Genomic DNA, 25,229 nt, shown 5'->3' on the forward strand with positions numbered 1-25,229 from the left:
GGACGACATGCGTGTTCCAACCACCGTACTGCCGCACGCGCGGCTACTGGTCCTGGCCGGTTTCGCTGCCGCCTGCGCTGCACTCTTCGGCTACCTCTGGGTGAACTCGGGCGGGCGCATCCCGCTGGTGTCCCAGGTCGGCTACCGGGTGAGTCTCGAGGTGCCGGCCGTGTCGAACCTGGTCTACGACTCCGACGTCATGGTCGCCGGCGTCAACGTCGGCAAGATCGTCGACATCGAGGCCGTCGGAGACATGGCGTCGGTCGAGGTCGAGATGCACGACAACTTCCCGCTGCACGAAGGCGTCAGCGCGGAGATCCGGAACAAGACCCTGATCCAGGAGTCGTACCTCGACTTCACCGACGGCACGGGAGGCGAGATCCCGGACGGGACGAAGCTCCCTCCGGGGACCGGCAAGCCGGGTGTCGAGCTCGACGACGTCTACCGGTCTCTCGACCAGCCGACGCGTGACTCGATCGGCCAGATCGTCCGGTCGTCGGGTCTGGCCACGAACGACAGTGCCGCGGCACTGACCGATGCGGTCGCCGGACTCGGGAAGGTCGGCCGGGAGGGCGGCACGGTCACGGATGCACTCGCCGCCCAGTCCGAGGACCTGAAGACCCTGACGGGGCAGACCGCGACCCTGCTGGCCGCGCTCGACACCAGGGACGGGCAGATCGCCCAGCTGGTCAGCGACTCCCAGGCGGTCTTCTCCGCCACGGCGGAGAACGACAAGAAGCTGACCGAGACCATGCAGACGCTTCCCCCGCTGCTGGACTCCGTGCGCGGGGCGAGCGACGACCTGACCACGCTGTCCGGGGCGCTGGCCCCGGTCGCGCGGGATCTCGACACGGCCGCACCGGATCTGTCGGCGGCGCTCACCCAGCTCCCGGGCACGTCCACGGACCTGCGTGGAATGCTCCCCTCCCTCCAGGGAGTGGTCGACCGTGCCCCCGACACCCTGACCCGGGTCCCGGCGGTCGCGGACGATGCGAGCTCGCTGGTCGGAACGCTGAACGTGGCGATGTCCGACGTCAACCCGATGCTCGCCTACCTGCAGCCCTATGACCGTGATGTGGCCGCCTTCTTCACGAACTTCGGCCAGGCCCTGAACCGGGGTGACATCAACGGGAAGACCCTGCGGATCTTCATGGTCTACAACGAGCAGACCGTCAAGGGTGTCCCGGTCGACTTCAACCAGTCGCCGCTGCTGGCGAAGTCGAACGCCTACCCGGCGGCGGGTGGATCCGCCAACCCGGGACCGTTCACGGGTCAGTACCCGCGGATCCAGCAGGACCCGCCGCGATGACCCGCCGCGACCACGCCCTCGCCCGGGCCGTCCGCCGACCGTTCGCGGCGGCGGCGGCCCTGGGCCGGAACGGAATGACCAGGGCGGCGACGAGCTGCTCCCGTTCCACCGAACGGGAGGGCAGCCGCGACCCGGCCGCCCCCGGTGCGCCGCTCCGGCGCCGGCTCGGCGCGGTCGTGGGTGTGGTCGTGGCCCTCGCCCTCCTCGTCGGAGGGATGGTGCGGGTCGAGGTCGCCACGGGTGTGGACTCGTTCCTGCCGGCGAACGACCCCGCGGTCGATGCACTGCACGACTACGCAGGGACGTTCGGTTCGGATGCCACGGTCGTCCTCCTGGAATCCGCGGAACCGACGTCGCTTCTCGCGGAGGAACAGCTCCAGTCCCTGCTCCGCCTCGAGGGAGAGCTGGCGAGGTTGCCGGACGTGTCGGCGGTGTACGGACCGGCGACCGTCCTGAACCAGGTCGCCGGCCGGGCACAGGACCTGCTCGCCGAGCTCGTCGGCCGGCGGGACGGCGTGCGCGGAACCGCCGAGGCACAGGCCGCGGCGAGCGGTGCCTCCCCGGAGGAGGCCGCGAGAGAAGCGGACCGTGCCAGCGCGGAGTTCGACCGCCGCTACGGGACCCTGCTCGCGCGTGGGCTTCCTTCCGGCCTGCCGACGATCCGCAACCAGGCGTTCGTCGAGAACGCGATCTACGACGACCAGGGTAGGCCGCGGCCGCAATGGCGCTTCGTCGCTCCGTCCGACCGGTCGGTCGCGTTGCTCGTCCGCCCTCGCCAGGAACTCGATCAGGGTAGTACCGAGGTACTGGTCGACCGCGTCCGCGAAGCGGTCGCCGGAGCAGGGCTGAACACGACCCGGACGACGGTGTCGGGTGTCCCCGCCGTGGTCGCCGGTCTCGGCCACCAGGTCAGGCAGGAGATCCCGCTGCTGGGTGGGCTGGCGATCATCGGCGTCGCCGTCTGCCTCCTCGCCACACCGTGGGCGTCGGGCCGCCGACGGCGGCTCATGCCGCTGGCGGTCACGTTGCTGGCGACGGCGACGACGATGGCCGTGTACGGATGGGTGGGTCGTCCCCTCTCCTTGGGGGTGGTGGCCTTCCTGCCCGTCCTGCTCGGTGTCGGGAGCTATTACCCGATCTACTGGGCGCAACGCGCCGAGCGCCGGGTGGTGGTGACCGTCGCGGTCGCCACCGCCGTCAGCTTCGGCGCACTCGCCTTGTCGCCGATGCCGTTCGTCCGCGACCTCGGCCTGTCTCTGGCGCTGGGGGTTCTGGCCTCCTGCGGCATCGCAGCGGTGATGACGAGGAAGTGGCGCGCGGCGGAGCCGTCGGCGGAGGAAGCCCCCGGCACGCCGGAGACACGGCCCGAGCCGGCCTCTCCCACCCCCCACTCCGTCGACAGCGCGGTCTCGGGACGGCCGATCTCCACGCGGATCGCGGCGGTGGTCGTGGCAGGTCTGATCGCTGTCGCCGGGTGGGTGTCCTTGCCGTCCATCCCGCTGACGGCCGACTTCACCAGCTTCACCCAGGGCCTGGCCGTCGGCGACGACGTCGAGCACCTCCAGCGTTCGCTGGGCACCTCCGGCGAGGTGGACGTGGTGCTGCGCGGGCCGGACGTCACCTCGCCCGAGGCACTGGCGTGGATGAGCACCGCCGAGCAGACCATCGTGAGCGGGCACGGCGACGTGTTGCGACCGGTGACCTCGGTGCCGCAGATGACGCGCTTCCTGGGGAACGAGCCGACCCCGGAACAGATCTCCGCGGCGCTCCGGCTGCTACCTCCGTACCTGCTGGGCGCGGTCGTCGGTCCGGACCATGACGTCGCGAGCCTCGCCTTCGGCAGCACCCAGCAGGACGTCGTCGAGCTCACGAAGCTCCGCGACACCGTCCTCGGCGACCTGCCGGCGCCCCCGCCGGGCTACGAGGTCGAGGTGACAGGGCTGCCGATGCTGGCTGCACACGGCTACGACCTGATCGATGGCGAGCGCTACCTCGCGAACGGTGTGGGCGTGCTCGCGGCCGGCGCGGTCCTCCTCATCGGCCTCGGCCGCCGTCGGATGGATGCCGTTCGCGCCGTGCTCGCAGCCACGATCGCGACCGGTCTCGGACTGTCGCTCATGTGGCTGTTCGGCATCGCGCTGAACCCGGTCACGGTCGCGCTCGGCGCGCTGACCGCGGCGGTCGGCTGTGAGTTCAGCGTGATGATCTCCGAGGCCGCTCGCAGCGGCCGGATCCGGCTCCGGCGCTCGGTCGCCCTCGCGGCGGCCACCTCGGGCGTCGGATACCTCGTTCTCGCGGTCTCCGGCCTGCAGGCGATCCGCGAGTTCGGACTGTTGCTCGCGGTGTCGGTGCTCCTCGCCCTGGGGACCGCGCGGCTCGTGGTCTGGGCATGGCCGCCCGGGCCTGCGACCCGTCCGTCGGTCACCTCGCCGGAGCACGACCCGCGGTCCCACGAGTTGACGGGAGTATCGGCATGAAGTTCAGCCTGCCGAAGGAGCGGCTGGGTGGAGCGCTCGGCGCGCTGGCCAGGCTGCCCGGCACGGTCAGGGACGGGTTCGTCGCCAGTGGACGACGGACGAAGGTCCTGATCTCGGCCGGCCTGGTGGTCGTGCTCGCCCTGGCGGTCGGAGGGGTCACCTGGTGGCGTATCGAGGCGCTGCCGGGCGACGCCGCCTTCCGCCTCGCGGGCCGGGTCGTCACGACCGACGAACTCGACCGCCAGGTGGACACGCTGCGCGCCCTCTACGGCGTCACCCCGCCGACCGAGCCGGCCGAGCTCGATGCGTTCCGGCGTGACGCGGCCAAGTCCTACGCGGTGGCGATCGTCCTGGACGACGCAGCGGTGGAGGAGGGGGTCGTCGTCGCGGACAAGGCCGCGAACGACTCCCTGTCCCGGTTCGTCGCTCAGCAGCTCGGTGAGGGACCGCGGGCCCGTCAGCAGTTCGTCGAGGCCCTCGGCAACTCGGGAACGTCCGAGCAGGCGGTACTGGACGAGGTCAAGCGGCAGATGACCGTCTCGCAGCTCATGGACAAGGTCACCGGCTCGATCACGGTCACCGACGACGAGGTGCAGCAGGCGTTCGACGAGCGGCACGACCAGCTCGGCACGCCCGAGAAGCGACAGCTCTCCAACATCGTCGTCGCGGATCGGGCGGCCGCCGAACAGGCAGCAGGCCGGATCCGTGGCGGCGAGCCGTTCGCGGAGGTGGCCCGGGCGGTGAGCCAGGACCAGTCGACCCGTGACAAGGGCGGGGACCTCGGTCAGGTCGCTGCCGCGCAGCTCGAACCCGCCTACGGGCAGGCCGCGTTCGCCGCCGGTCCCGGATCGGTCTTCGGTCCGGTCCAGACCCAGCACGGATGGAACGTGGGTCAGGTCGGGCAGACCACCGCACCGGTGCCGGCGACGTTCGAGGGCATCAAGGACGCCCTCAAGGCGAAGCTCGAACTGGAGAAGGCGACCACGGCGTGGCGGGACTGGATCGCCGCCCGTATCGCGAACGCCGACGTCGAGTACGCCGACGAGTACCGGCCGGCCGATCCTGACGCCCCGCCCGGTGTCGCCGAGCCGGCTCCCGCTCCTGCACCGGAAGCCGAGGGGGCCGAACCCGCAGCTCCCGGAGCTGCGACACCGGGGGAACCCGCGCAGCAGCCGTCGGCTCCGGAGCCTCCCCGATGACCTCCGAGGGCCTCGCCACCGCCGGGATCCTGCTCGCCATGGCGGTCGCGCTGGCGACCCTGGGGTTGTGGGCCCGCGGGAACGTCCAGGACCTCGTGCCCTCACAGATGTCCGGTGAGCAGCGGGACCAGCGGATCCGGGTCCTCCGCCGCGGCGGGGCGACCTGCCTGGTGGTCGCGGCCGTGTTCGTCGTGGTGGCGGTCGCAATCGCGATCTGAGCTGAAAACGAGGCTCGGCGCCGACCGTGTCGGTCAACGACTGAGCAGTTGACGAGTAAGTAGCTTAGAACTATTCTAATCCGGCAGATGCACCGTTCTCCACCGCCCGAGCCCACGCTCGGGCCGGACAGTGCCCGAGCCGGCCCGCGGGCCCGGAGCGCCGGGTTCCGCATTACCTGTCCACGGAAAGTCTCCCGAGAGCGACGTCGACGTCGCCCGACCACTGGAGAGTCAGAATGAGCAAGCGGATCGGCATCATCGGCGCCGGAACGGCGGGTCTGCAGCTGGGCCTCTTCCTGCGCCAGCACGACATCGAGGTCACGATCTACACCGACCGCCGTCCCGAGGAGTACGCGGCCGGTCGACTCCCGAACACCGTCGCGCACCACGCGGTGACGATCGAGCGGGAGCGCGCGCTCGGGATCGACCACTGGGACGTGAACGAGGTCGGCTACTTCGGACATCACTACTTCCTCGGTGGCCCCAACCCGCTCCGGTTCTACGGCGACTACCACGCCCCGAGCCGCGGCATCGACTACCGGATCTACCACCCGCAGCTGATGGAGGACTTCACCGCCCGTGGCGGGAAGATGGAGTACCGCACCCTCGGCGAGGAGGACGTGTCGGCCCTGGAGGCGCAGCACGATCTTCTCGTGGTGTGCACCGGTAAGGGCACCTTCGGCAAGCTGTTCCCGCGCGACCCGGAGCACTCGCCGCACGAGACGCCGCAGCGGGCTCTCTGCGTCGGTGTCTTCAAGGGCATCGACCAGCTGGACCAGCGCTCCGTCGTGTGGGGCGCGTCCCCGGGGCACGGCGAGATGATCGAGATCCCGTACCTGACCTTCGGTGGGATGGCGTCCGCCCTGGTGTGGGAGAACCACATCGGTGGTGACCTCGAGATCCTCCGTCACACCAAGTACGAGGACGACCCCGCGGCATTCCGGAAGCTGATGCTGGAGAAGCTCCGCACGCACTACCCGATGACCTACGAGCGCGTCGACGAGAAGGAGTTCGACGTCGCCAACAGCCCGCTGGACCTCCTGCAGGGCGGCGTCGTCCCGATCGTCCGGAAGACCTCGACCGTGCTGCCCGACGGGACGACCGCGCTGGCGCTCGGCGACGTCAACGCGACGGTCGACCCGGTCCTGGGTCAGGGTGGCAACATGGCGTCGCATGCCGCGTGGGTGCTCGGTGAGGAGATCGTCGCGCAGGACGTCTTCGACGCCCGCTTCGTCGAGGTCGTCGACGCGCGCCGCCGTGACCGCGTCCTCGCCGCGACCCGGTGGACGAACTTCATGCTGGGTGCCCTCGACACCCTGCCGCCTGAGTTCCAGGCGTTCATCGGTGCGCTGGCCGGGGATCGTCGTCTGGCCGACGAGTTCACCGACAACTTCAACTTCCCCGAGCGGCAGTGGGACGTCTTCGCACACCCGGACCGGATCGGTGCGTGGCTGACGAAGGACCGCTCGGCCATGGAGCTGGTCGGCGCCGGAGCCTGATCCATCCTTGCCGGCCGGCGGACACGCCGGCCGGCCCTCGGGAGCCGAGTGCTCCACGGAGCCGGGTGGGCAGCCAGAGGGAGCGGCTGTCCACCCGGCTCTTGGCGCGTCCTGCCACGGATCGCCGATCTCGATCATCTAACGAGAGGATCCCCATGTCCCGTAGTTCGATCGGGAGCGGCTTGTCCGGTCCGGAGCCGTCGGTCACTGCGGATCCGTCAGGACCGGGTACGGGTCACGGCGAACGGTTCCCGCATCCGAGGGTGGAGTTGCAGGTCGTCGACGGCGGCGAGGAGGTCGAGTACGACCGGGTCGACCTCGTCGAGCAGAGCTGGCGCCATGAGCGGCCGGACATCGACGTCAGCTCGTTCGGCATCGTGACGCGGATCTGGCGGATCGGCCGGCATCTCGACGACAAGCGCAAGCAGCTGCTCACGGCGATGTCGACCGATCGCGGCTCGATGGACGTCCTCGCGATGCTCCGGCGTTCCGGTCGTCCCTACCGGCAGAGCGCCGGGCAGCTGACGCGCTCCGCGCTCATCACCTCGGGCGGGGTCTCCCAGCGCCTGGACAAGCTGGAACGCGCCGGGCTGGTGATGCGCAGTGTCGACCCCGACGACCGGCGCCGGGTCGACGTCCAGCTCACCGACGAGGGGGTCGAGCTCGTCGATGCCGTACTGGCCGAGCTGACCGCTCAGGACCACCACACTCTCGCGGCGGCATTGGAGCCACACGAGCAGGAGATGCTGCGGTCGCTGCTGCGCAAGCTCCTGATGTCTCTCGAGCCCGAGCACGACGACTGAGGACGGCCCCGGCCGGCCGATCGGACCGCGCCCGGCCGGGCCGGTCAGGCGTGACGCGAGCCCAGCTTCTGCTGGAGCGAGTTCAGCTTCATGGCCAGCCGCAGGTTGAACGTGACCTCGGGGTCCCGGAGGTCGACCCCGAGCACCTCCTCGATGCGCTTGCACCGGTACTTCAGCGTCGAGATGTGGATGAACAGGGCGTTCGCCGCGGCGTTGAGTGTCGAGTGTCCGAGGACGGCTTCCGCGGTGCGGAGGAACTCGGAGTTCGCGTTGCCGTCGTGCTCGTACAGCGGTCCCAGCCAGCGCGAGACGAAGCTGTCGAGGCGCTTGCGGTCGCAGTCGGAGTAGAGGAACCCGAGCAGACCGAGGTCCTCGTAGAAGGTGACAGCATCGCGGCGATCGTGGTCCCGGAGGATGTCGGCCGCCCGGACCGCCTGATGCTGACCCTCGGCGAGTTCCTCCGGGCCGGAACCGCAGGGCCCGATTCCGCAGACGAACTGCAGCCCCTCCCGCCGCAGAGAGGTGAGGCAGAGTCGCGCGTCCGTCTCGGAGTCCCGACTCCCCGCATCGGGGATCAGTGCGATGACGTGGCGCCCCATCGTCGTGACCAGAGGGTCCGAGCCGGCGCCGTTGCGTCCCCCGCGGAACCGCTCCGTGAGGATCTGCTCCGCTCGGCGGAGGTCCGGATCGGACGAGCCTCGTGCGGCTGTGAATGCGAGTGCCCGGTGCGGCGCGTTGATGTCGTGTCCGAGGACGGCAGCACGAGCGGGAATGCTGGAGAGGTCGTCGGCGCGCATCAGGTCGGCCACGATGGCCGAGCGCCGGAGCGCGATGTCGTCGGTGGCGTCCTGCTGCATCCTGAGGAGCCAGGACAGGATGCCCGCCGCTTGACGGAGGACGGCGATGCCCCATGCGCTTCGCCGATCGACCTCGGCGACCAGAAGGTGCGGTTGTCCGCCGCCGACGCCGACCCTGGTCACCGCCCGCGTGAGACCGCCAGATCGTCCTGCCGTGAACACCGGCGTGTTCGACCGGGCCGCTCGGGCGACGGCGTCGCTGTCGCGGTGGCTCGCCATGTTCAGGGCGACGTGGTCCGCCTGTCCGGCAGCTGCGATGACCACGCCCCTCGTGGTCTGCACGGCGACCGCGCTGCCGAGCGCTCGGGCCACGCGCTGGAGCAGGCAGCCGACCGTGGGCTGACCACCCGATCCGGCATCGAAGAGCTCGATGAGCGTCTCCTGCGCTGCCGGATCGAGCCGTAGCCCGGTCTCGGCGGTGGCCGAGGTGTCGCTCGACTCCGCATCGACGTCGAGTGCGGCCTCCTGGACTGCCACCGCGACGATGCGGGACAACGCCGCCACGTCCGGAGCGCAACTCGCGACGAACTGGACCCTGCCCATCGTGCGCGTGCCGCGCGAGATCACGGCCGTGGCGACGAAGTGGGTGGTCCCGGACGAGTCGGCGTGTGCCTCGACGCTGAAACCGCCGTGATGACCGGACGTGCTCAGCCGTCCGAAGATCGCCGGAAGCTCCTGGTCGTGCAGCGCGCACAGTCGTGCGGGAGGACACCCGATCGACGCGTAGCAGCAGCCGAGCACGCCCGGGAACCGGAGGTGGATGGCTTCGTGGACACGCTCGATGGTGCGCAGCTCCCACGGCGTCAGCTGCGTGGCCGACGGCTCGTGGTCGGGATCGGTCGAGACGATCGGGGCATCGTCGACAGCGACAGCGTTCATCGGTCGCTTCTCCTTCGCGCGGCGGGACTCACTGCTCTCGCGGCGTGCAGCCCGAGGGGAGTGCCGGAGTTGGCCGGCCGGGGGCGTCGGCGGCAGCGCCTCCGGCCGGACGGGGAACGGAGGTCTGCACTGTGGGGTGCAGGGCTGCCGTTCGGGATCGTGTCGTCGAGTTGTCGGGTCGACCAGCTCCTCGGAGAGACGGCGACGACGCGACCGGCGACCGAGGTGCGGCTGCACCGTGGCACGTCGTCGTGTCTGAAAGTGCGACGTGAATCACGATAGCAGTCGGTTACCTAGTGGTCCAAAACTTACTACTGAGAGATTCGGTCAGGGGGTGATCACGTGGAGCACTCCCGCGCCGATCGCGACGCCGGCCAGGAGCCACAGGAGCGCGACGCCGGAGTGGAACCTGAAGCGCGTCTCCACGGGTGGGGGGACACGGAGCGGACAGCTCACGCCATGGGTGTTCCCGCGGCCCCGGCGTGGTCGTCGGTGTGCGGGGGTGGGGCGGGCGTGCAGCATCGGACACCTCGCGAAGGTCGGACAGGACTTCAGGCGGACTGAAGCGTCGGCACGGGAAGGTCGAAGGGACGGAGACGCGGCGCGAACCCTGTCCGCAGGACGTCGGACGCGATGCTCTGCGCAGGGGAGGCCCCGGCGGCGACGAACCGATCGGCGAAGCGTCGTACGGCGGCTCGTCGCTCCGGGACGGCGGTCGTCACGGAGAGGTGCCCCTCGACCTCGTCGAACAGGAGGGTCGCCGCCTGTCGGAGAGTCGGGTGGGCGAGACCTGAACGGGCTGCGTCGAGCCACAGGTGCTCGGTGCGGGGGAGGCCTGCGAGCAGCGAGTCCATGACGGCGTCGACGGTCAGTGCGGTCGCAGTCACCAGGGTCGCCACTTCGAGCAGCGCCGAGGGGAGTGCGTCGATCATCCGGAGCTCGAGCCAGCCTCGGGCGCGGATCGGGGGGAAGAGCGTCGTGAGGTGATAGGTGAAGTCGTCCGCTGTGGGCCATCCCGCCTCGTGGCCGTGGTCCATCCACTGCTCGAAGCTGAAGCCCGGGAGCTGGGAGTGCGCCGTGTCGCCGTCGCCGCGCACCAGCATGACGTCGGCGGCCAACGCGTACTCGAGCCAGGCCTCCGCCGCCGGCCGGACCGTGCACGGCGGCCGGGTGCGTGTCGGGGCGATCGACCACCAGATCGCCTGGCGGAGTGACTCCCAGCGCGTCCCGTCGGAGTCGAGTCCGGGCGAGTTGGCGAACGCTGCGACGAGAACCGGGCCGAGCTGGTGGGCCAGGCGCCAGCGATCGGCGGGCCGGTCCGGGTGGTGGCTGATGTTGAGCTGGGTCGATGCCGTGTTGCACATCATCCAGGTCCCTGCCTCGCCATGAGCGGCGAAGTACTCTTCCATCGCTGCGTATCGCCCGGCCGTCAGGATGCGGTGGGGGTGGCGCGAGACGTCGACTGCGACATCGTGCACGGTCAGTCCGCTGCGCCTGAGTCGGTCACCGAGCTCCGCGGTGTCGAGGTGGAGGGCGTCCAACGCCCGGTCGACCGACGACGCCGGCTGGGTGGAGAGCTCGATCTGGCCGCCCGGCTCGATCGTCGGGCGACCCGCCGCAGGGAGCGGGGTGTCGCAGATGCGCTGGAGCGTAGGGAGGTCCGCCCGGTCCGCCGGGGACGACACCGGGCGTAGCGGCCACTCGCGTTCGATGCCGATCAGCTCTCGGCCGTCTCCCCGTGTCGTCACCTCGGTCAGTGACGCGGCGAGTGCGCGGGTGAGGGTGCGGCTGGGGGAGGGCACGGGTCTACCACCTCGATGGCGTTCGACGGTGAACGACTGGAAGGTAGCAGCAGAGCTTCTTGGTGAGAAGTAATTGACCGCTAAGAAGTTTGCTACTACGGTTCCGCCCCGAACCCCATCACACAACGACGAGGTGAGCGATGAGTGGTCCTCTCGACGGGATCCGGGTCGTCGATCTGTCAGCGATGCTGTCCGGCCCGTGGGCCGCGGACATCCTGGGCGACCAGGGGGCCGACGTCATCAAGGTCGAAGCCCCCGGCACCGGCGATCACGTCCGGGCACTGCGTAATCAGGTCGAAGGTCTGGCCTCGATGTTCGTCAACGTCAATCGCTCGAAGCGATCGCTGACGCTGAACCTGAAGGATGCCGAGGGCGTCCGCGTCCTGAAGCAGCTGGTTGCCGAGGCTGACGTTCTCGTTCAGAACTTCCGGCCCGGTGTCGTGGAACGGCTCGGGATCGGCTACGACGACCTGGCCGAGGTCAACCCCGGTCTCGTCTACCTGTCGATCAGTGGTTTCGGAGAGCACGGCCCGTACGCGAAGAAGCGGGTGTACGACCCGATCGTCCAGGCGCTGTCGGGTCTCACCACGATCCAGGCCGGGTCGGACGAGGAGCGGCCGAGGCTGATCCGGACCGTCCTCCCCGACAAGCTGACCGCCGTCACCGGAGCGCAGGCGATCTGCGCGGCGTTGGTCGCCCGCGGTCGCACCGGCAAGGGTCAGCACATCCGGTTGTCGATGCTCGACACGGTGATGGCCTTCCTCTGGGCGAGCGACATGAACGCCTACACGTTCGTGAACCAGCCCGTCGCTCCCGAGAAGGCGGCCAGCTTCATCGACCTCATCTACGAGACCGCCGACGGCTACATCACGGTGTCGACGATGAGCAACCGGGAGTGGGAAGCCTTCTGCCGGGCTGCCGACCGCGAGGACCTGCTCGTGGACGAACGCTTCGACACTCCGTCCAAGCGTGAGGAGAACGTCGACGAGCGGCTCTCCGAGATCCAGAAGGTCCTGCTGCAGAAGCCCGGATCCGAGTGGATCGAGATCCTCGAGCGGCACGACGTTCCGTGCGCACCTGCTCTGCGGCGGTTCGAGCTTCTGGAGAACCCGCAGGTGATCGCCTCCGGGAGCATCATCGAGACCGAGCACCCGGTCGCCGGGCCGATCCGTCAGGCGCGGGTCGCGGCGCGCTTCGAGGGCACGGCCACCGAACCCCCGCGTGGTGCGCCCCGGCTCGGCGAACACAGCCGGGAGGTGCTCGGCCAGCTCGGGCTGAGCGCTCACGAGATCGAGCGGCTCGTCGAAGCCGGCGTCGTGGGCGCCGAGCACGGCGAGCCGACCCCCGAACCGGACGACGCCGACGTCGTCCAGACACGAGGAGCCTGACATGGCGACCAAGCTGATCATCGGAGCGGACCGGGGTATCGCCAATGCGATGTCGCGCCTTCTGCACGACCGTGGCGACGACGTCGTCGCCGCCTGCTTCGGTGACGGGGCCGATCTGGCCGGCCTCGGCATCGCCGTGGAGCAGGGTGTCGACGTCACCAGCGACGAGGCGGTCAGCGGTCTCGCGAAGCGCCTCGAGCAGCAGGGCAGGCGCCTCGAGTGGCTGGTGAACGTCGCCGGCATCATGCATCTCGACACCCTCGAGACGGTCGACTACGACGACGTCCGGAAGCAGTTCGAGATCAACACGCTGGGCCCCCTCCGCGTGGTCCGTGAGCTCCGCGGCCTGATCGACGACGGCGCCAAGGTGGGCGTCCTGACCAGCCGTATCGGGTCCCTCGAGGAGAACGGCAGCGGTGGGGACTACGCCTACCGCATCTCCAAGGCCGCCGCGAACATGGTCACCCTCAACCTGCACCACGACCTGAAGCAGCGCGGTATCGCGGTACAGGCCCTGCACCCGGGCATGGTGCTCACCAACCTGCTGGACGTCGTCGATCCCGAGCTGATGTCCAAGTACGCCTCCGCGTACTCCCCGCCGGACAAGGCCGCCCAGCAGCTCGTCGACGTGCTCGACGCACTCACGGTCGAGACCGCCGGCAAGTTCCAGCACGCCAACGGGGAGATCCTCCCCTGGTGATCGACGGGTCCCCGTCACCCCCTTCATCGACATCCGAGCCAAAGGAGTCTGGAATGATCGAGATCTACGGGTTCGTCCCCTCCTGGGGACTGCCTGACATCAGCCCGTTCGTCACCAAGGTCGTCAACTACGCGACGATGGCGGACATCCCGTTCGAGTACAAGATCCAGCCGCTGGACAGCCTCGCGAGCAAGTCGCCGACGGCGAAGCTCCCCTACATCCTCGACGAGGGCAGCCAGGTCAACGACTCGACGGCGATCGTCCACCACCTCAAGAAGCGGTTCGGCGACAAGCTGGACTCCCACCTGAGTGCGAGTGACCACGCGGTGGGCCTGGCGTTCCAGCGACTGGTCGAGGAGAACCTGTACTGGTCGGGCGTCATCTACGCCCGGTGGCGCAACGACGAGGTGTTCTCCGTCTACCTGCCGTCGTTCGTGCCGCCCGGCGAGGAGCCGGCGCCCGAGCTCGTCGAGGCGATGGGTGCCTACCGCCAGAAGATCTGGGGTGCCGCGTCCGGTCACGGCATGGGTCTCCGTGCCGACGACGACGTGCTGACGAACTTCGAGGCCGACATCGACGCGCTGTCCGACTTCCTCGCCGACAAGCCCTTCCTGCTCGGGTCGGAGCCGACGTCCTACGACGCGACGGTCTACTCGACCTACCGCCACATCGCGGACGTGCCGTGGGACTGGGCCGGTCGCGACTACGCCCGTTCGAAGTCCAACCTCGCCGGGTACGCGACGCGGATGCAGGACCGCTTCGGCGTCTGATCGCACGGCGGCCACCGGAGACATCATGATCGACCTCTTCTACTTCGTCAGCCCGAACGCCCGGAAGATCCACATGGCGCTCGAGGAACTCGGCCTCCCCTACGAAGTCCGCTGGACGGACATCTCCCAGGGTGACCAGTTCGACCCGGGCTACCTCCGGGTCAATCCGAACGGGAAGATCCCCGCGATCGTCGATCACGACGGCCCCGGTGGCCGCCCGATCGCGTTGTTCGAATCCGCCGCGATCCTCATGTACCTCGCGGAGAAGACCGGGCGTCTGCTGCCTGCCGACCCCGTGGCTCGCTGGGACGCCATCTGCTGGACCGTGTGGCAGGTGGCGAACCAGGGGCCCGGCCTCGGACAGGCCACGCACTTCACGACCTACGCCCCCCAGAACGGCCATGTCGTGGAGTACGCGCAGGAGCGTTTCGGGAACGAGGCCAAGCGGGTGTACGCGATCCTCGAGGAGCGTCTCGCCGACCGCGAGTACATCGTCGGCGAGTTCTCGATCGCCGACATCGCGAGCTTCCCGTGGACCCGGCTGGGCAAGGGGCACGGGATCGACCTGGACGAGTACCCGGCCGTTCGGGCCTGGTCCGACCGGATCTCCGAGCGGCCGTCGGCGAAGGCGAAGCTCGAGGACCAGCGTTCCGAGGATGCGAAGAACTTCCGCTACACCCCCGAGCAGTACCGACAGCTGTTCGGCGTCGACCCGCGCCCGACGAACTCGGCCGACGGCGCTCCGGCCGAGCAGCCGGCGTCCACCCACTGAGAGATAGGTAGCGCACGCTCATGGTGACTCCCACACTCACGATCCCCCAGCTGACGATCGGTGGCCGCGCGGTCGCCGGCGCCGGCACCCTGCCGGTGATCGACCCCTCGACCGGCGAGCCGTTCATCGAGGTCCCGGCAGCCTCCACCGCTCAGCTCGACGAGGCTGTCGAGGCGGCCAACCGCGCGCTTCCGGCCTGGAAGGCGACCCCCCTCGAGAAGCGCCAGCAGGTCGTCCGCGACATCGCCGAGGTCATCAAGGCGAACATCGACGAGCTCGCCCTCCTCGTGACGATGGAGCAGGGGAAGCCGCTCGCGAACGCTCGTGGGGAGATCGGCGCGAGTCTCAGGCAGGTGGACTTCTTCGGCTCGATCTCGCTCGACCCGGAGATCATCAAGGACGATGAGACCGGCCGGGTGGAGGTCCGGCGGGACCCGATCGGCGTCGTCGGCGCGATCACCGTCTGGAACTACCCGATCCTCGCCGCCATGTTCAAGCTGATCCCCGGGCTGGTCGCCGGCAACGTGGTGATCGTCAAGCCGTCGCCGTACACCCCGGTTGCCACGCTGCGCCTCGGCGAGCTCATCCAGGACGTGGTGCCCGCCGGCGTGGTGCAGGTCGTCGCAGGGACCGACGAGCTGGGTCCAGCACTGACCGGCCACCCCGGGGTCCACAAGATCTCTTTCACCGGATCCGTTCCCACGGGCAAGCACGTCATGAGCGCCTCGGCGAGCTCGCTCAAGCGGGTCACGCTGGAGCTGGGCGGGAACGACGCCGGCATCGTGCTCGACGACGTCGACCCGGCCGCCTTCGGCAAGGACCTGTTCTGGGCCGCCTTCTCGAACTCCGGCCAGGTCTGCGCGGCACTCAAGCGGCTCTACGTCCCCGAGTCGAAGCTCGACGCGATCTCGGAGGCCCTGGCGGCCGAGGCGGCGACCGTCGTCGTCGGTCCGGGGCTGCAGGAAGGGGTCAACGCAGGCCCCGTCCAGAACAAGCCCCAGCTGGACCGTGTCCGGCAGTTGACCGAGAGCGCTCTGGCCGCCGGCGGCGAGGCGTTCTTCACCGGCGAGGTTCCCGACGGTCCCGGTTACTGGTTCCCCACGACGATCGTCCGAGGCGTGGAGGAGGGCAACCCGCTGGTCGACGAGGAGCCGTTCGGTCCCGTCCTGCCGATCCTCACCTACACCGACCTGGACGACGCGGTCGCGCGGGCCAACAACACCGACTACGGCCTGGGCGCCTCGGTCTGGTCCCCTGACCTCGACCGCGCCACGGCTGTGGCCGAGCGTCTCGAGGCCGGCTCGGTGTGGGTGAACCAGCACCCTGTGGTCACCGCGACCGTCCCGTTCGGCGGTGCCAAGCAGTCCGGGATCGGCGTCGAGGGCTCCCTCAACGGCCTGCTCGCCTACACCAACATCAAGGTCCTCAGCGTCAAGCGCTGATCGACGATGATCGCGTCACCGGACCGCAGCACGCTCGCCGGCAGCCTCGGCGAGCCAGCCGAAGGCTGGCTGCGGTCCGGTGAGCTGTTCCGGGTGCCACTGCACTCCGAGGAGATCGCGCCCCGGGTGCTCCACGGCTTCCACCACCCCGTCGAGAGCCCTCGCCGAGACCACGAGCCCCTCTCCGACGCGGTCCACGGACTGGTGGTGGAGGCTGTTGACCGTGGTCGTCGGGCCGTAGAGCCTGCCGAGCAGGCTCGCCGGCTCGATCAGGATCTCGTGATCGTCCCCGACCCTGTGGTCGGGCAGGTCGTCGTGCAACGTGCCGCCGAGGAAGACGTTGACGAGCTGCAGGCCACGGCAGATGGCCAGGAGCGGTATCCCGAGCTCGAGCGCCTCCTCCAGGAGCCCCAGCTCCGTGGCGTCGCGGCGCCGGTCGACCGGCTGGGTCGTGGGCCCGGCTGTCCGGCCGTACATCTGCGGGTCGATGTCCACGCCTCCGGTGAGCACGAGGCCGTCGAGACGCCCCAGAGCGGGGCGCACCGACGGGTCCGTCGGCAGGTGCAGTGCGATGCCGCCGGCGTCCTGGACGTGGTTCGCGTAGCCGGTGAAGTAGAAGTCGACGTCCAGGACGTCGAGCTGGGCCGGCCCGGTGTGGACACCACCGGCAGGCCGCCGTCGACCCGTGACCGCGATCAGCGGCGTCGTCCTGGCTGCGTTCGACATTCCGGCTCCTCGACCCGTTCTCCCACGATCCTGTCAGAAGTAAGGTTTTCACGACTGAGCTTTCAGGTGGAGCTCGTGGAGATCTCGACCACCCGTCGTCAGTGAGCGAAGGAGACACCGATGTCCGTCGCACAGTCCCGCCCTCGCCTGGACCTGCTGTTCATCATCGATCCGGTCGAGACGCTGACAGCGGGTCACGACACGAGCGTCGCGATGATGGAGTCCGCGCAGGCCCGTGGGCACCGCATTCTGATCACGACGATGCGTGACCTCCGGATCTCCGGCGGTCGCGCGGTCGCCGAGTGCATCCCGCTCTCGCTGCGCCCGGCCGAGCTCAGGGACGGTCGGTGGTACGCCCCGGACGACTGGTACTCCGCGGGCCCGGTCGAGCGGTGGGACCTGAGCGAGATGGACGCCGTCTTCGTGCGGACCGATCCGCCCGTGGACGCCGCGTACATGCGCGGTACCTACATCCTCGACTACGTGGACGAGCGCCGGACGCTCGTCGTGAACCGGCCTGCCGGTCTGCGCAACGCCAACGAGAAGTTCTTCCCGTTGCGCTGGCCGGATCTCTGCCCCGACACCGTCTTCACCTCGTCGGCCGATGAGGTGCTCGAACTGGCACGTAGCTGGGGGACGGCCGTCATCAAGCCGACCGACGGCATGGCGGGCCGGGGCGTGATGCTGCTCCGTGACGGCGACCCCAACCTCCGGTCGATCGTGGAGGCCGTCTCGAGCCGGGGCAGGGACCAGGTCGTGGTCCAGCGCTACATCGATCGGTGCGACGAGGGTGACCGCCGGGTGATCGTCCTCGACGGCGCGCCCATCGGCGTGGTCCGCCGTATCGCCTCCGGGGCCGAGTTCCGCTGCAACATGGCGGCAGGCGCCAGCGTCGTGGCGGACACGATCACGCCGAGGGACAAGGAGATCTGTCACCGCATCGCGCCGACGCTCGCCGAGCACGGCCTCTACTTCGTCGGCATCGACGTCATCGGAGACCAGCTGACCGAGATCAACGTGACGAGCCCGACCGGCGTTCGCGAGATCGACGCCTTCGCCGGCACCAGGCTGTCCGAGAACGTCCTCTGTTGGGTCGAGAACCGCGTGCGCCGCCTTCACACGCCTGCCTGACATGCAGCCCAGCCGCTTGCGACGACCGTCGCGGCCACGACCTCCACCGCGCATGCCGGTGCCGGTGAAACCGAGGAGACCGATGCACGTCCTCACCGTCGCCTACGGGCGACCGACGGATCCCCACGCCTTCGACACCTACTACGCGGAGTCCCACCTCCCGCTGGCCCGCAGGATCCCCGGGCTGGTGGAGATCACCGCGCGGCACTGCGCCTCGCTCGACGGCAGCGAGCCGCCGTACTACCTCCTGGCGCAGCTCGCGTTCGCGTCGGAGGCCGACCTGCAGGCCGGAATGGGGTCGGACGAGGGCAAGGCGGCCGCCGCCGATCTGGAGAACTTCGCCGACGGCGGCGCCGGCCTCTTCGTCCAGCACGAACGTGAGCCCATTGCTTCTAAGTAGTTTAGTGCTGTGTTAAAGTCGTCTCACCTGTAACGCGAATCACGGGCCTGTCGCCGACGTCGGGCCCGTCGGCGGTCGCCCGACGCGCACGGACCGCCCGGAACTGAGCGGCGCACCGCGTCGCGGGTCATGGGAGTGCTCAACGTGGAGAAACGAATCGGCATCATCGGCGCCGGGACGGCGGGCCTGCAGCTCGGCCTCTACCTGCAGCGTCACGATGTGGACGTCACGATCATCGCCGACCGCGGACCGGACGAGATCCGGTCCACCGGCCTCACCAACACGGTGGCGCACCACGCGGTGACCCTCGAGCGCGAGCGTGAGCTGGGAGTCGACCACTGGTCGACCGACGACTACGGCTACTTCGGCCACGAGTACCACGTGGGTGGGGACGATCCGCTCAGGTTCCGGGGCGGCTACCACGCTCCGAGTCGCGCCGTCGACTACCGGATCTATCACGCTCAGCTCCTCGAGGACTACCTCGAGCGAGGTGGCCGTGTCGAGCAGCGCCAGGTCCGGCACGACGACATCGCGGAGATCTCCTCGCGTTTCGACCTGGTCGTGGTCAGTACCGGCAAGGGGCCCTTCGGCCAGATGTTCGGCCGGGTGGCCGCGGAGTGCCCCTACGACACCCCTCAGCGAGCGCTGTGCGTCGGCGTGTTCAACGGCGTCGACCAGCAGGACGTCCGGTCGGTCGTCTGGTCGGCCGCACCCGGTGCCGGTGAGCTGATCGAGATCCCGTTCCTGTCGTTCGACGGCCTGCAGACCGCACTGGTCTTCGAGAACCACATCGGTGGGGAGCTCGAGAGCCTGTCCCGGCTGTCCTACGACGACGACCCGAAGGCTTTCCGGTCGCAGGTGCTCGACGCGTTGCGCGCGCACCACCCGGCGACCGCTGAGCGCGTCGACCCGCGCAGCTTCGATCTGGCCCGCGGCAGCATCGACCTCCTGCAGGGTGCTGTCACGCCGGCCGTGCGCCGGTCGTCGGTCCTCCTGGACGACGGGACCCTGGCGCTGTCGCTCGGCGACGTGAAGTCGACGGTCGACCCGGTCCTGGGACAGGGCGGCAACATGGCGTCCCACGCCGCATGGGTCCTCGGCGCGGAGATCGTCGAGCAGGACATCTTCGACCACCGGTTCGTCGAGCAGCTCGAGCGCAAGCGGGACGATCGGGTGCTCGCCGCCAGTCGCTGGACCAACTTCATGCTCGAGGCGCTCCGGACCCGGCCCGACGAGTTCGGACAAGTACTGCAGGCGCTGCACGACAGCCCGTCGATGGCCGACGAGTTCACCGACGGCTTCAACTTCCCGGAGCGACAGTGGGACCGGTTCGCCACTCCCGAGCGCATCGCCGCGTGGGTCGGGCGTCATGTCGACTCCGCCTCGCTCCCCGAGCCTGCGCTCGTCGGCTGAGACCTACAGACCGTTCGAACCCCGAGGACGTGAAACGATCATGCTGACCACCGACATCCAGCAGGAGTTCCGCCGGACCGTCGGCCTTTTCGCGACCGGCGTCGCCGTCATCAGCTGCACCGATCCGGACGTGGACTGCACCGACGTCGGGTTCGCCGTGCACGGCGCGACGGTGAACAGCTTCACCTCGGTCAGTCTGAAGCCTCCGACGGTGATGGTGTCGCTCATGAAGGGCCGGGCCCACCAGTTCATCACCGGGAACGGCCATTTCGGAGCCAGCGTCCTCAACGAGGAGCAGCAGCACGCTTCGAACCACTTCGCCGGCAAGCCGTCCGACGAGCCGCCCCGGTTCACGATCCGGGACCGGGTCCCCACCCTGGCGGACTGCCTGGCCTGGTTCGAGTGCGAGGTGATCCAGCGATTCGACGTGCACGATCACACGGTGTTCGTCGCTCGTGTCCTGTCCTGCGGGTCGAACGGCGGAGCCCCGCTCATGTTCTTCGGCAGCCGCTACCACACGCCTGGTCTCGCCCTTCCCCGCTGACCAGCGCATTCGGAACGTGTTGCGACACGGTGTCTTCTTCTCGCTGCTAAGACGTTCAGCGCTGCGATAGTGTGGAAGCATGGACAGCAGTGTTCGGCTCCGGGCGAGGAGGTCACCCTAGGTGTCCGCAGCCATGGACGGTGGGACGGCCGAGGTTCAGCCGGAGTCGACCGATGGGTTCGATGCCATCGATCGGGTCGAGCAGGACTGGCGGCGAGAACGCCCTGACATCGATGTCAGCCCGATGGGCATCGTCAGTCGTATCTGGCGTATCGGCCGGCACCTCGAGCAGCATCGCAAGAGCCAACTCCTCGCGTTCGGGAGCGACCGTGGCACGATCGACGTGCTCGGCATGCTCCGGCGCTCCGGCCCGCCCTACCGGCGATCGGCCGGTGAACTGACACGTTCCTCGTTGATCACGTCCGGCGGCGTCTCGCAGCGGCTCGACAAGCTCGAGAAGGCCGGGTTCGTGACCCGGCACGTCGATGTCAACGACCGGCGGCGCGTCGATGTCGAGCTGACACCGGTAGGGGTCGAGCTGGTCGACGGGCTTCTCTCCGGCCTGATGGATCGGGATGCGCAGGTGCTCGCCCAGGGCCTGACTCCGGCAGAACAGCGGCGGCTGCGGGCCCTGCTCCGGAAGCTGCTGCTCTCGCTCGAACCGCACGACAGCGAAGGCTGACGGGGGAGAGATCTCGTGGAACGACCCGGTCGGGAGCGTGGCGGTCGCTCCCGACCGGGTCGGTCAACGACGCGGGACGTGTTCCGTCCGGGCGGTCACAGCCGCCGTCCGCCGTCCGCGTAGATCGTCTGACCGGTGACGAACGCGGCGTCGTCGCCGGCGAGGAAGGCGATCACGGCGGCGATGTCCTCGGGCGCTCCGGCCCGGCGGACCGGGGTGATCGCGGCGCGTTCCTCGGTGAACGCCTCCAGGCTGGTGCCCAGTCGCTCGGCGAGCTGCGCCGTCATCTCCGTGACGACGAACCCTGGAGCGACGGCGTTCGCGGTGATGCCGAACGGACCGAGCTCGATGGCGAGTGTGCGCGTGGCGCCCTGGATCCCGGCCTTCACCGCCGAGTAGTTCACCTGCCCGCGTGTCCCGAGCGCGGAGACGCTGGACAAGCTGACGATGCGCCCCCACTTCGCGGGCACCATGTGCCGCTGTGCCGCACGGCTCGCGAGGAAGAAGCCGCGGAGGTGGACCGCGACGACGGTGTCCCAGTCGTCGTCGCTCATCCTGAAGAGCAGGTTGTCCCGGGTCACCCCCGCGTTGTTGATCAGGATCCCGAGCGAGCCGAGTTCCTCGGCGACGCGGTCGACGGACGCGTCGATCTGGTCGGCGTCGGTCACGTTCGCGGCGAGGCCGATCGCGCGCCGTCCGGTGGCGGCGGCGATGTCGTCAGCCGTGGCACGCGCCGCCGATTCGTCGAGGTCGAGGATCGCGACGTCGGCACCGTCGTGCGCCAATCGGCGAGCCGTTGCTGCACCGATACCGCGCGCGCCGCCGGTGATCAGCGCGACCCGCCCCTGCAACCTGCTCACGACTCCTCCTTCTTCGCGACGAGGGTGAGCACGTCGTAGCGGGCGACGGACTCGCCGTCCTGCCGCGTGACGTCGGCGTCCCAGCGGACCTCGCCGTAGCCGGTGGACTCGCGCGGGGTGAGCTGCTTGCAGGTCAGGGTCACGGTGAGCTCGTCGTCGAAGCGGACCGGGGTGAGGAACCGCAGCCCGTCGACGCCGAAGTTGGCGAGCACCGGACCGGGGTCGGGGTCGACGAACAGGCCCGCGGCCAGCGAGACGACCAGGTAGCCGTGGGCGACGCGCTGCCCGAACAGCGGGTTCGCCGCCGCCGCGGCCTCGTCCATGTGTGCGTAGAAGGTGTCGCCGGTGAACTCGGCGAAGTGCTCCACGTCGGCCTGGGTGACCCGGCGCGGGCCGGCGACCAGGCAGTCGCCGGGCCGGAGTTCCTCGAGGTGCTTGCGGAACGGGTGCACATCGCAGGTGTGGCGCTGCGCGCCGGTGACCCAGCGGCCGGTGATCGCGGCGAGCGAGTCGGGGTCGGCCTGCACGGCGGTGCGCTGCATGTGGTGGAACACCCCGCGCACGCCGCCCATCTCCTCACCGCCGCCGGCGCGGCCGGGGCCGCCGTGGACGAGCTGGGGCAGCGGGGAGCCGTGCCCGGTGGACTCGCCGGCGTCGCGGGCGTTGAGCACGTGCACGCGGCCGTGGAACGGCGCGACACCGAGCACGACCTCGCGGACGAACCCGGGGTCGGCGGAGACGACCGAGCCGGCGAGCGAGCCCTGACCGCGGGCGGCGTAGTCGATCAGCTGCGCAGGAGTGTCGTAGGGCAGCACGGTCGACACCGGGCCGAACGCCTCGACCTCGTGCGGCTCGGCGCGGTCGGGGTCACCGACGAGCAGCAGCGGGGACACGAACGCGCCACGGTCGGCGTCGGCGCCGGTCACCTCGACGTGGTCGGGGTCGCCGAACACGATCCGGCCGGCGTCGCGCAAGGCCTTGACGCTGCGGCGGACCTCCTCGCGCTGGTCGAGGCTGGCGAGTGCGCCCATCCGGACGCCGTCGGCGTCCGGGGCCCCGACGACGACCTTCGCCAGCCGCGCGGTGACGGCCTCGACGACGGCGTCGACGTGTGCACGGGGGACGAACGCGCGCCGGATCGCGGTGCACTTCTGCCCGGCCTTGACCGTCATCTCGGTGGTCAGGGCCTTCACGAACAGGTCGAACTCCTCGGTGCCGGGGCCCGCGTCGGGGCCGAGCGCGGCCAGGTTCAGCGAGTCGGCCTCGGCGGAGAACCGCACGGAGTTCCGGACGATCCCGGGGTGGCTGCGCAGGGTCTGCGCGGTCGACGCCGAGCCGGTGAAGCTCACCAGGTCCTGCCCGGTGAGGTGGTCGAAGGTGTCGCCCAGCGAGCCGGCGACGAACTGCACCGACCCCTCGGGCAGCAGGCCGGAGCCGATGATCAGCTCGGCGAGCTCCGCGGTGAGGAACGCCGTCGGCGATGCGGGCTTGATCAGCGTCGGGACGCCCGCGAGGAAGGCCGGGGCGAGCTTCTCCAGCGGGCCCCAGACGGGGAAGTTGAAGGCGTTGACCTGCACCGCGACCCCGTGCAACGGGGTGAGCACGTGCTGGCCGAGGAACGTCCCGCCCCGGCCGAGCGGCTCGAGGCCGCCCTCGACGTGGATCGTGTCGTTGGGCAGTTCGCGCTTCGCCTTCGAGGCGTAGGCGAGCAGGACGCCGATGCCGCCGTCGACGTCGAACCTCGAGTCGCCGAGGGTGGCACCGGTCCGCGCGGAGACCGCGTAGAGCTGCTCGCGGTGCTCGCGCAGGTGCTGCCCGAGCGCCTTGAGCAGGGCGGCACGCTGGTGGAAGGTCAGCTCGCGCAGCGCCGGCCCGCCGGTCCGGCGGCCGAAGTCGAGTGCGGCACCGAAGTCGAGGCCGCTGGAGGAGATGCGTGCGACCTCCTCGCCGGTCACCGCGTCGTACAGCGGGCGGCCCTCGTCCTGTGCGGTGTACCAGTCGCCGGATACATGGCTGCGCAGTAGTGCAGTGGTCATCGGTGTCGTGTCTCCGTGGTCGTACGGTCAGACGGTCTCGATCAACAGCGCGGCGCCCTGGCCGACGCCGACACACATCGACGCGAGGCCGCGCCGGCCGCCCTCTCGGCGGAGGCGATGGGCCAGGGTGACGGTGATCCGAGCGCCGGAGCACCCGAGCGGATGGCCGAGCGCGATCGCGCCGCCGTCGGCGTTCACGGTGTCGGGGTCGAGTCCGAGCCTGCGCACGGAGGCGAGTGACTGGGTTGCGAACGCTTCGTTGAGCTCGACGGCGTCGAGATCGGCGGCAGTCCATCCGGCCCGGTCGAGAGCCTTCGCAGTCGCGGGCACCGGGCCCAGTCCCATCACGTGCGGCGCGACACCGGCGCTCGTGCCGGTCACGATGCGGGCTATCGGCAGGAGCCCCTGCTCGCGCACAGCCCGACCGCTGGCGATCACGACAGCAGCGGCACCGTCGGAGAGAGGGGAGGAGTTTCCCGCTGTCACCACCCCGTCCTTGCGGAACACCGGCCTGAGCCGGCCGAGCGACTCGGCCGACGCGTCCGGGCGAGGGCCCTCGTCGGCTGTGACCACGACGGGGTCACCCTTACGCTGGGGGACGGGTACGGGGACGATCTCGTCGTCGAACCTGCCGTCCTTGGACGCTGCGACGGCGCGCTCGTGGCTCCGCAATGCGAACGCGTCGCACTCCTCCCGCGTGATGCCGTCCAGGAGGGCGACCTCCTCGGCGGTCTCGCCCATCGACAACGTCGCCGGGCCGTCGTGCTCGGTGTGCACCGCCGGAGCGCTCTCGTCCATCGACCGGAAGCGCGGGTTGGTGAACCGCCAGCCGAGCGCGGTGTCCGCGACCTCGCCGGGCTTGGCCCACGGAGTCCCCGGCTTGGCCATCACCCACGGCGCACGGGTCATCGACTCCACGCCGCCTGCGACGACCAGGTCCGCTTCACCGGAGGCGATCGACTGTGCCGCGGAGGTGATGGCGGTCAGGCCGCTGGCACACAGCCTGTTCACGGTGTAGCCCGGGACGGAGTGGGGCAGTCCGGCGAGCAGCGCCGCCATGCGTGCGACGTTGCGGTTGTCCTCGCCGGCCTGGTTCGCGGCACCGAGGACGACCTCGTCGATCCGGTCCGGAGCTGCGCCGGCGCGTCTCACCACCTCGCCCACGACGAGAGCGGCGAGGTCGTCAGGACGTACCGCGGCCAGCGCACCGCCGTACTTCCCCTGGGGCGTGCGAGCACCCGCGACGAGATAGACGTCATCCATGGGCCGCAGCCCTCCTCCGGCATCGTCGACGAACGACCATTCGGTCGCCGAGGGAAAGC

Annotated in this window: 22 protein-coding genes; 16 read left to right on the plus strand and 6 right to left on the minus strand. The window is 69.8% G+C overall.

The features are described from left to right. Nucleotides 1-7: 7 nt before the first annotated feature. From KPF22_RS02930 to KPF22_RS02955, 6 genes are all read left to right on the plus strand, one after another. The gene (locus KPF22_RS02930) at nt 8-1,309 is read left to right on the plus strand and encodes an MlaD family protein (RefSeq protein ID WP_224401146.1); all 1,302 of its coding nucleotides are present in this window, start codon (nt 8-10) and stop codon (nt 1,307-1,309) included. Next, nucleotides 1,306-3,786 (plus strand): RND transporter, encoded by a 2,481-nt coding sequence (locus KPF22_RS02935; protein WP_224401147.1) that lies wholly within the window; start codon nt 1,306-1,308, stop codon nt 3,784-3,786. Before KPF22_RS02930 ends, KPF22_RS02935 begins: the two co-directional genes overlap by 4 nt. Further along, entirely contained in the window at nt 3,783-4,985 is a 1,203-nt protein-coding gene (locus tag KPF22_RS02940; protein ID WP_224401148.1) for a peptidyl-prolyl cis-trans isomerase, read from the plus strand. Before KPF22_RS02935 ends, KPF22_RS02940 begins: the two co-directional genes overlap by 4 nt. After that, the gene (locus KPF22_RS02945; protein WP_224401149.1) at nt 4,982-5,203 is read left to right on the plus strand and encodes a hypothetical protein; all 222 of its coding nucleotides are present in this window, start codon (nt 4,982-4,984) and stop codon (nt 5,201-5,203) included. The genes KPF22_RS02940 and KPF22_RS02945 overlap by 4 nt, the downstream gene beginning before the upstream one ends. Nucleotides 5,204-5,439: 236 nt before the next feature. Next, nucleotides 5,440-6,702 carry a styrene monooxygenase subunit StyA gene (gene styA / locus KPF22_RS02950; protein WP_224401150.1) on the plus strand — a complete coding sequence of 421 codons (1,263 nt, stop codon included), beginning with the start codon at nt 5,440-5,442 and terminating at the stop codon, nt 6,700-6,702. Nucleotides 6,703-6,965: 263 nt separating this feature from the next. Next, on the plus strand, nt 6,966-7,505 hold the full coding sequence (locus KPF22_RS02955) for a MarR family winged helix-turn-helix transcriptional regulator (RefSeq protein ID WP_224401151.1): 540 nt from the start codon (nt 6,966-6,968) through the stop codon (nt 7,503-7,505). Between the two features lie 44 nt (nt 7,506-7,549). On the opposite strand, the gene KPF22_RS02960 is transcribed toward KPF22_RS02955, so the two are convergent. Next, nucleotides 7,550-9,241, minus strand: coding sequence for a CdaR family transcriptional regulator (locus KPF22_RS02960; protein WP_224401152.1), 1,692 nt, complete (start codon nt 9,239-9,241; stop codon nt 7,550-7,552). 551 nt (nt 9,242-9,792) lie between these two features. Beyond that, nucleotides 9,793-11,043 carry a glutamate-cysteine ligase family protein gene (locus tag KPF22_RS02965; RefSeq protein WP_224401153.1) on the minus strand — a complete coding sequence of 417 codons (1,251 nt, stop codon included), beginning with the start codon at nt 11,041-11,043 and terminating at the stop codon, nt 9,793-9,795. 140 nt (nt 11,044-11,183) lie between these two features. Here KPF22_RS02965 and KPF22_RS02970 point away from each other — a divergent pair, with 140 nt between their 5' ends. Genes KPF22_RS02970 through KPF22_RS02990 form a run of 5 tightly spaced genes read left to right on the plus strand, consistent with a single transcriptional unit; the run spans nt 11,184 to nt 16,115 of the window. Continuing rightward, complete coding sequence (locus KPF22_RS02970) at nt 11,184-12,431, plus strand: CaiB/BaiF CoA-transferase family protein (protein ID WP_224401154.1); 1,248 nt, start codon at nt 11,184-11,186, stop codon at nt 12,429-12,431. Nucleotide 12,432: 1 nt separating this feature from the next. Next, on the plus strand, nt 12,433-13,131 hold the full coding sequence (locus KPF22_RS02975) for an SDR family oxidoreductase (protein WP_161151639.1): 699 nt from the start codon (nt 12,433-12,435) through the stop codon (nt 13,129-13,131). Nucleotides 13,132-13,184: 53 nt separating this feature from the next. Then, a complete protein-coding gene (locus tag KPF22_RS02980) occupies nt 13,185-13,901 on the plus strand; it encodes a glutathione S-transferase family protein (protein ID WP_224401155.1) in 717 nt (238 codons plus the stop codon). Between the two features lie 25 nt (nt 13,902-13,926). Continuing rightward, nucleotides 13,927-14,673 carry a glutathione S-transferase family protein gene (locus KPF22_RS02985; RefSeq protein WP_224401156.1) on the plus strand — a complete coding sequence of 249 codons (747 nt, stop codon included), beginning with the start codon at nt 13,927-13,929 and terminating at the stop codon, nt 14,671-14,673. A 20-nt stretch (nt 14,674-14,693) separates the two neighbouring features. After that, nucleotides 14,694-16,115: an aldehyde dehydrogenase family protein gene (locus tag KPF22_RS02990; protein WP_224401157.1), complete on the plus strand. Its 1,422-nt coding sequence runs from the start codon at nt 14,694-14,696 to the stop codon at nt 16,113-16,115. Nucleotides 16,116-16,130: 15 nt separating this feature from the next. Here KPF22_RS02990 and KPF22_RS02995 read toward each other — a convergent pair whose 3' ends face one another. Next, nucleotides 16,131-16,841 (minus strand): gamma-glutamyl-gamma-aminobutyrate hydrolase family protein, encoded by a 711-nt coding sequence (locus KPF22_RS02995; protein WP_224401158.1) that lies wholly within the window; start codon nt 16,839-16,841, stop codon nt 16,131-16,133. A 120-nt stretch (nt 16,842-16,961) separates the two neighbouring features. Between KPF22_RS02995 and gshB the strand changes: the two genes are divergently transcribed. The 5 genes from gshB to KPF22_RS03020 all read left to right on the plus strand — a co-directional run bounded on the left by gshB (nt 16,962) and on the right by KPF22_RS03020 (nt 21,011). Further along, nucleotides 16,962-17,972: a glutathione synthase gene (gene gshB, locus KPF22_RS03000; RefSeq protein ID WP_224401159.1), complete on the plus strand. Its 1,011-nt coding sequence runs from the start codon at nt 16,962-16,964 to the stop codon at nt 17,970-17,972. An 82-nt stretch (nt 17,973-18,054) separates the two neighbouring features. Further along, a complete protein-coding gene (locus tag KPF22_RS03005) occupies nt 18,055-18,372 on the plus strand; it encodes an EthD family reductase (protein WP_224401160.1) in 318 nt (105 codons plus the stop codon). A 144-nt stretch (nt 18,373-18,516) separates the two neighbouring features. Next, the gene (gene styA / locus KPF22_RS03010; protein ID WP_224401161.1) at nt 18,517-19,785 is read left to right on the plus strand and encodes a styrene monooxygenase subunit StyA; all 1,269 of its coding nucleotides are present in this window, start codon (nt 18,517-18,519) and stop codon (nt 19,783-19,785) included. A 40-nt stretch (nt 19,786-19,825) separates the two neighbouring features. Next, a complete protein-coding gene (gene styB, locus KPF22_RS03015; protein WP_161151647.1) occupies nt 19,826-20,329 on the plus strand; it encodes a styrene monooxygenase NADH-dependent flavin reductase subunit StyB in 504 nt (167 codons plus the stop codon). A 121-nt stretch (nt 20,330-20,450) separates the two neighbouring features. Further along, nucleotides 20,451-21,011 carry a MarR family winged helix-turn-helix transcriptional regulator gene (locus tag KPF22_RS03020; protein ID WP_224401162.1) on the plus strand — a complete coding sequence of 187 codons (561 nt, stop codon included), beginning with the start codon at nt 20,451-20,453 and terminating at the stop codon, nt 21,009-21,011. Nucleotides 21,012-21,106: 95 nt separating this feature from the next. Here the strand turns inward: KPF22_RS03020 and fabG are convergent, their stop codons facing one another. The 3 genes from fabG to KPF22_RS03035 are packed head-to-tail and all read right to left on the minus strand — an operon-like array spanning nt 21,107 to nt 25,170. Next, nucleotides 21,107-21,871 (minus strand): 3-oxoacyl-ACP reductase FabG, encoded by a 765-nt coding sequence (gene fabG / locus KPF22_RS03025; protein ID WP_224401163.1) that lies wholly within the window; start codon nt 21,869-21,871, stop codon nt 21,107-21,109. Then, nucleotides 21,868-23,907, minus strand: coding sequence for a phenylacetic acid degradation bifunctional protein PaaZ (gene paaZ / locus KPF22_RS03030; protein ID WP_224401164.1), 2,040 nt, complete (start codon nt 23,905-23,907; stop codon nt 21,868-21,870). Before paaZ ends, fabG begins: the two co-directional genes overlap by 4 nt. Nucleotides 23,908-23,934: 27 nt before the next feature. After that, nucleotides 23,935-25,170 (minus strand): thiolase family protein, encoded by a 1,236-nt coding sequence (locus KPF22_RS03035; RefSeq protein WP_224401165.1) that lies wholly within the window; start codon nt 25,168-25,170, stop codon nt 23,935-23,937. Between the last annotated feature and the right edge of the window lie 59 nt (nt 25,171-25,229).

Origin of the sequence: Pseudonocardia sp. ICBG1034, from assembly GCF_020131375.1 — a bacterium.
Classification (GTDB): Bacteria; Actinomycetota; Actinomycetes; order Mycobacteriales; family Pseudonocardiaceae; genus Pseudonocardia; species Pseudonocardia alni.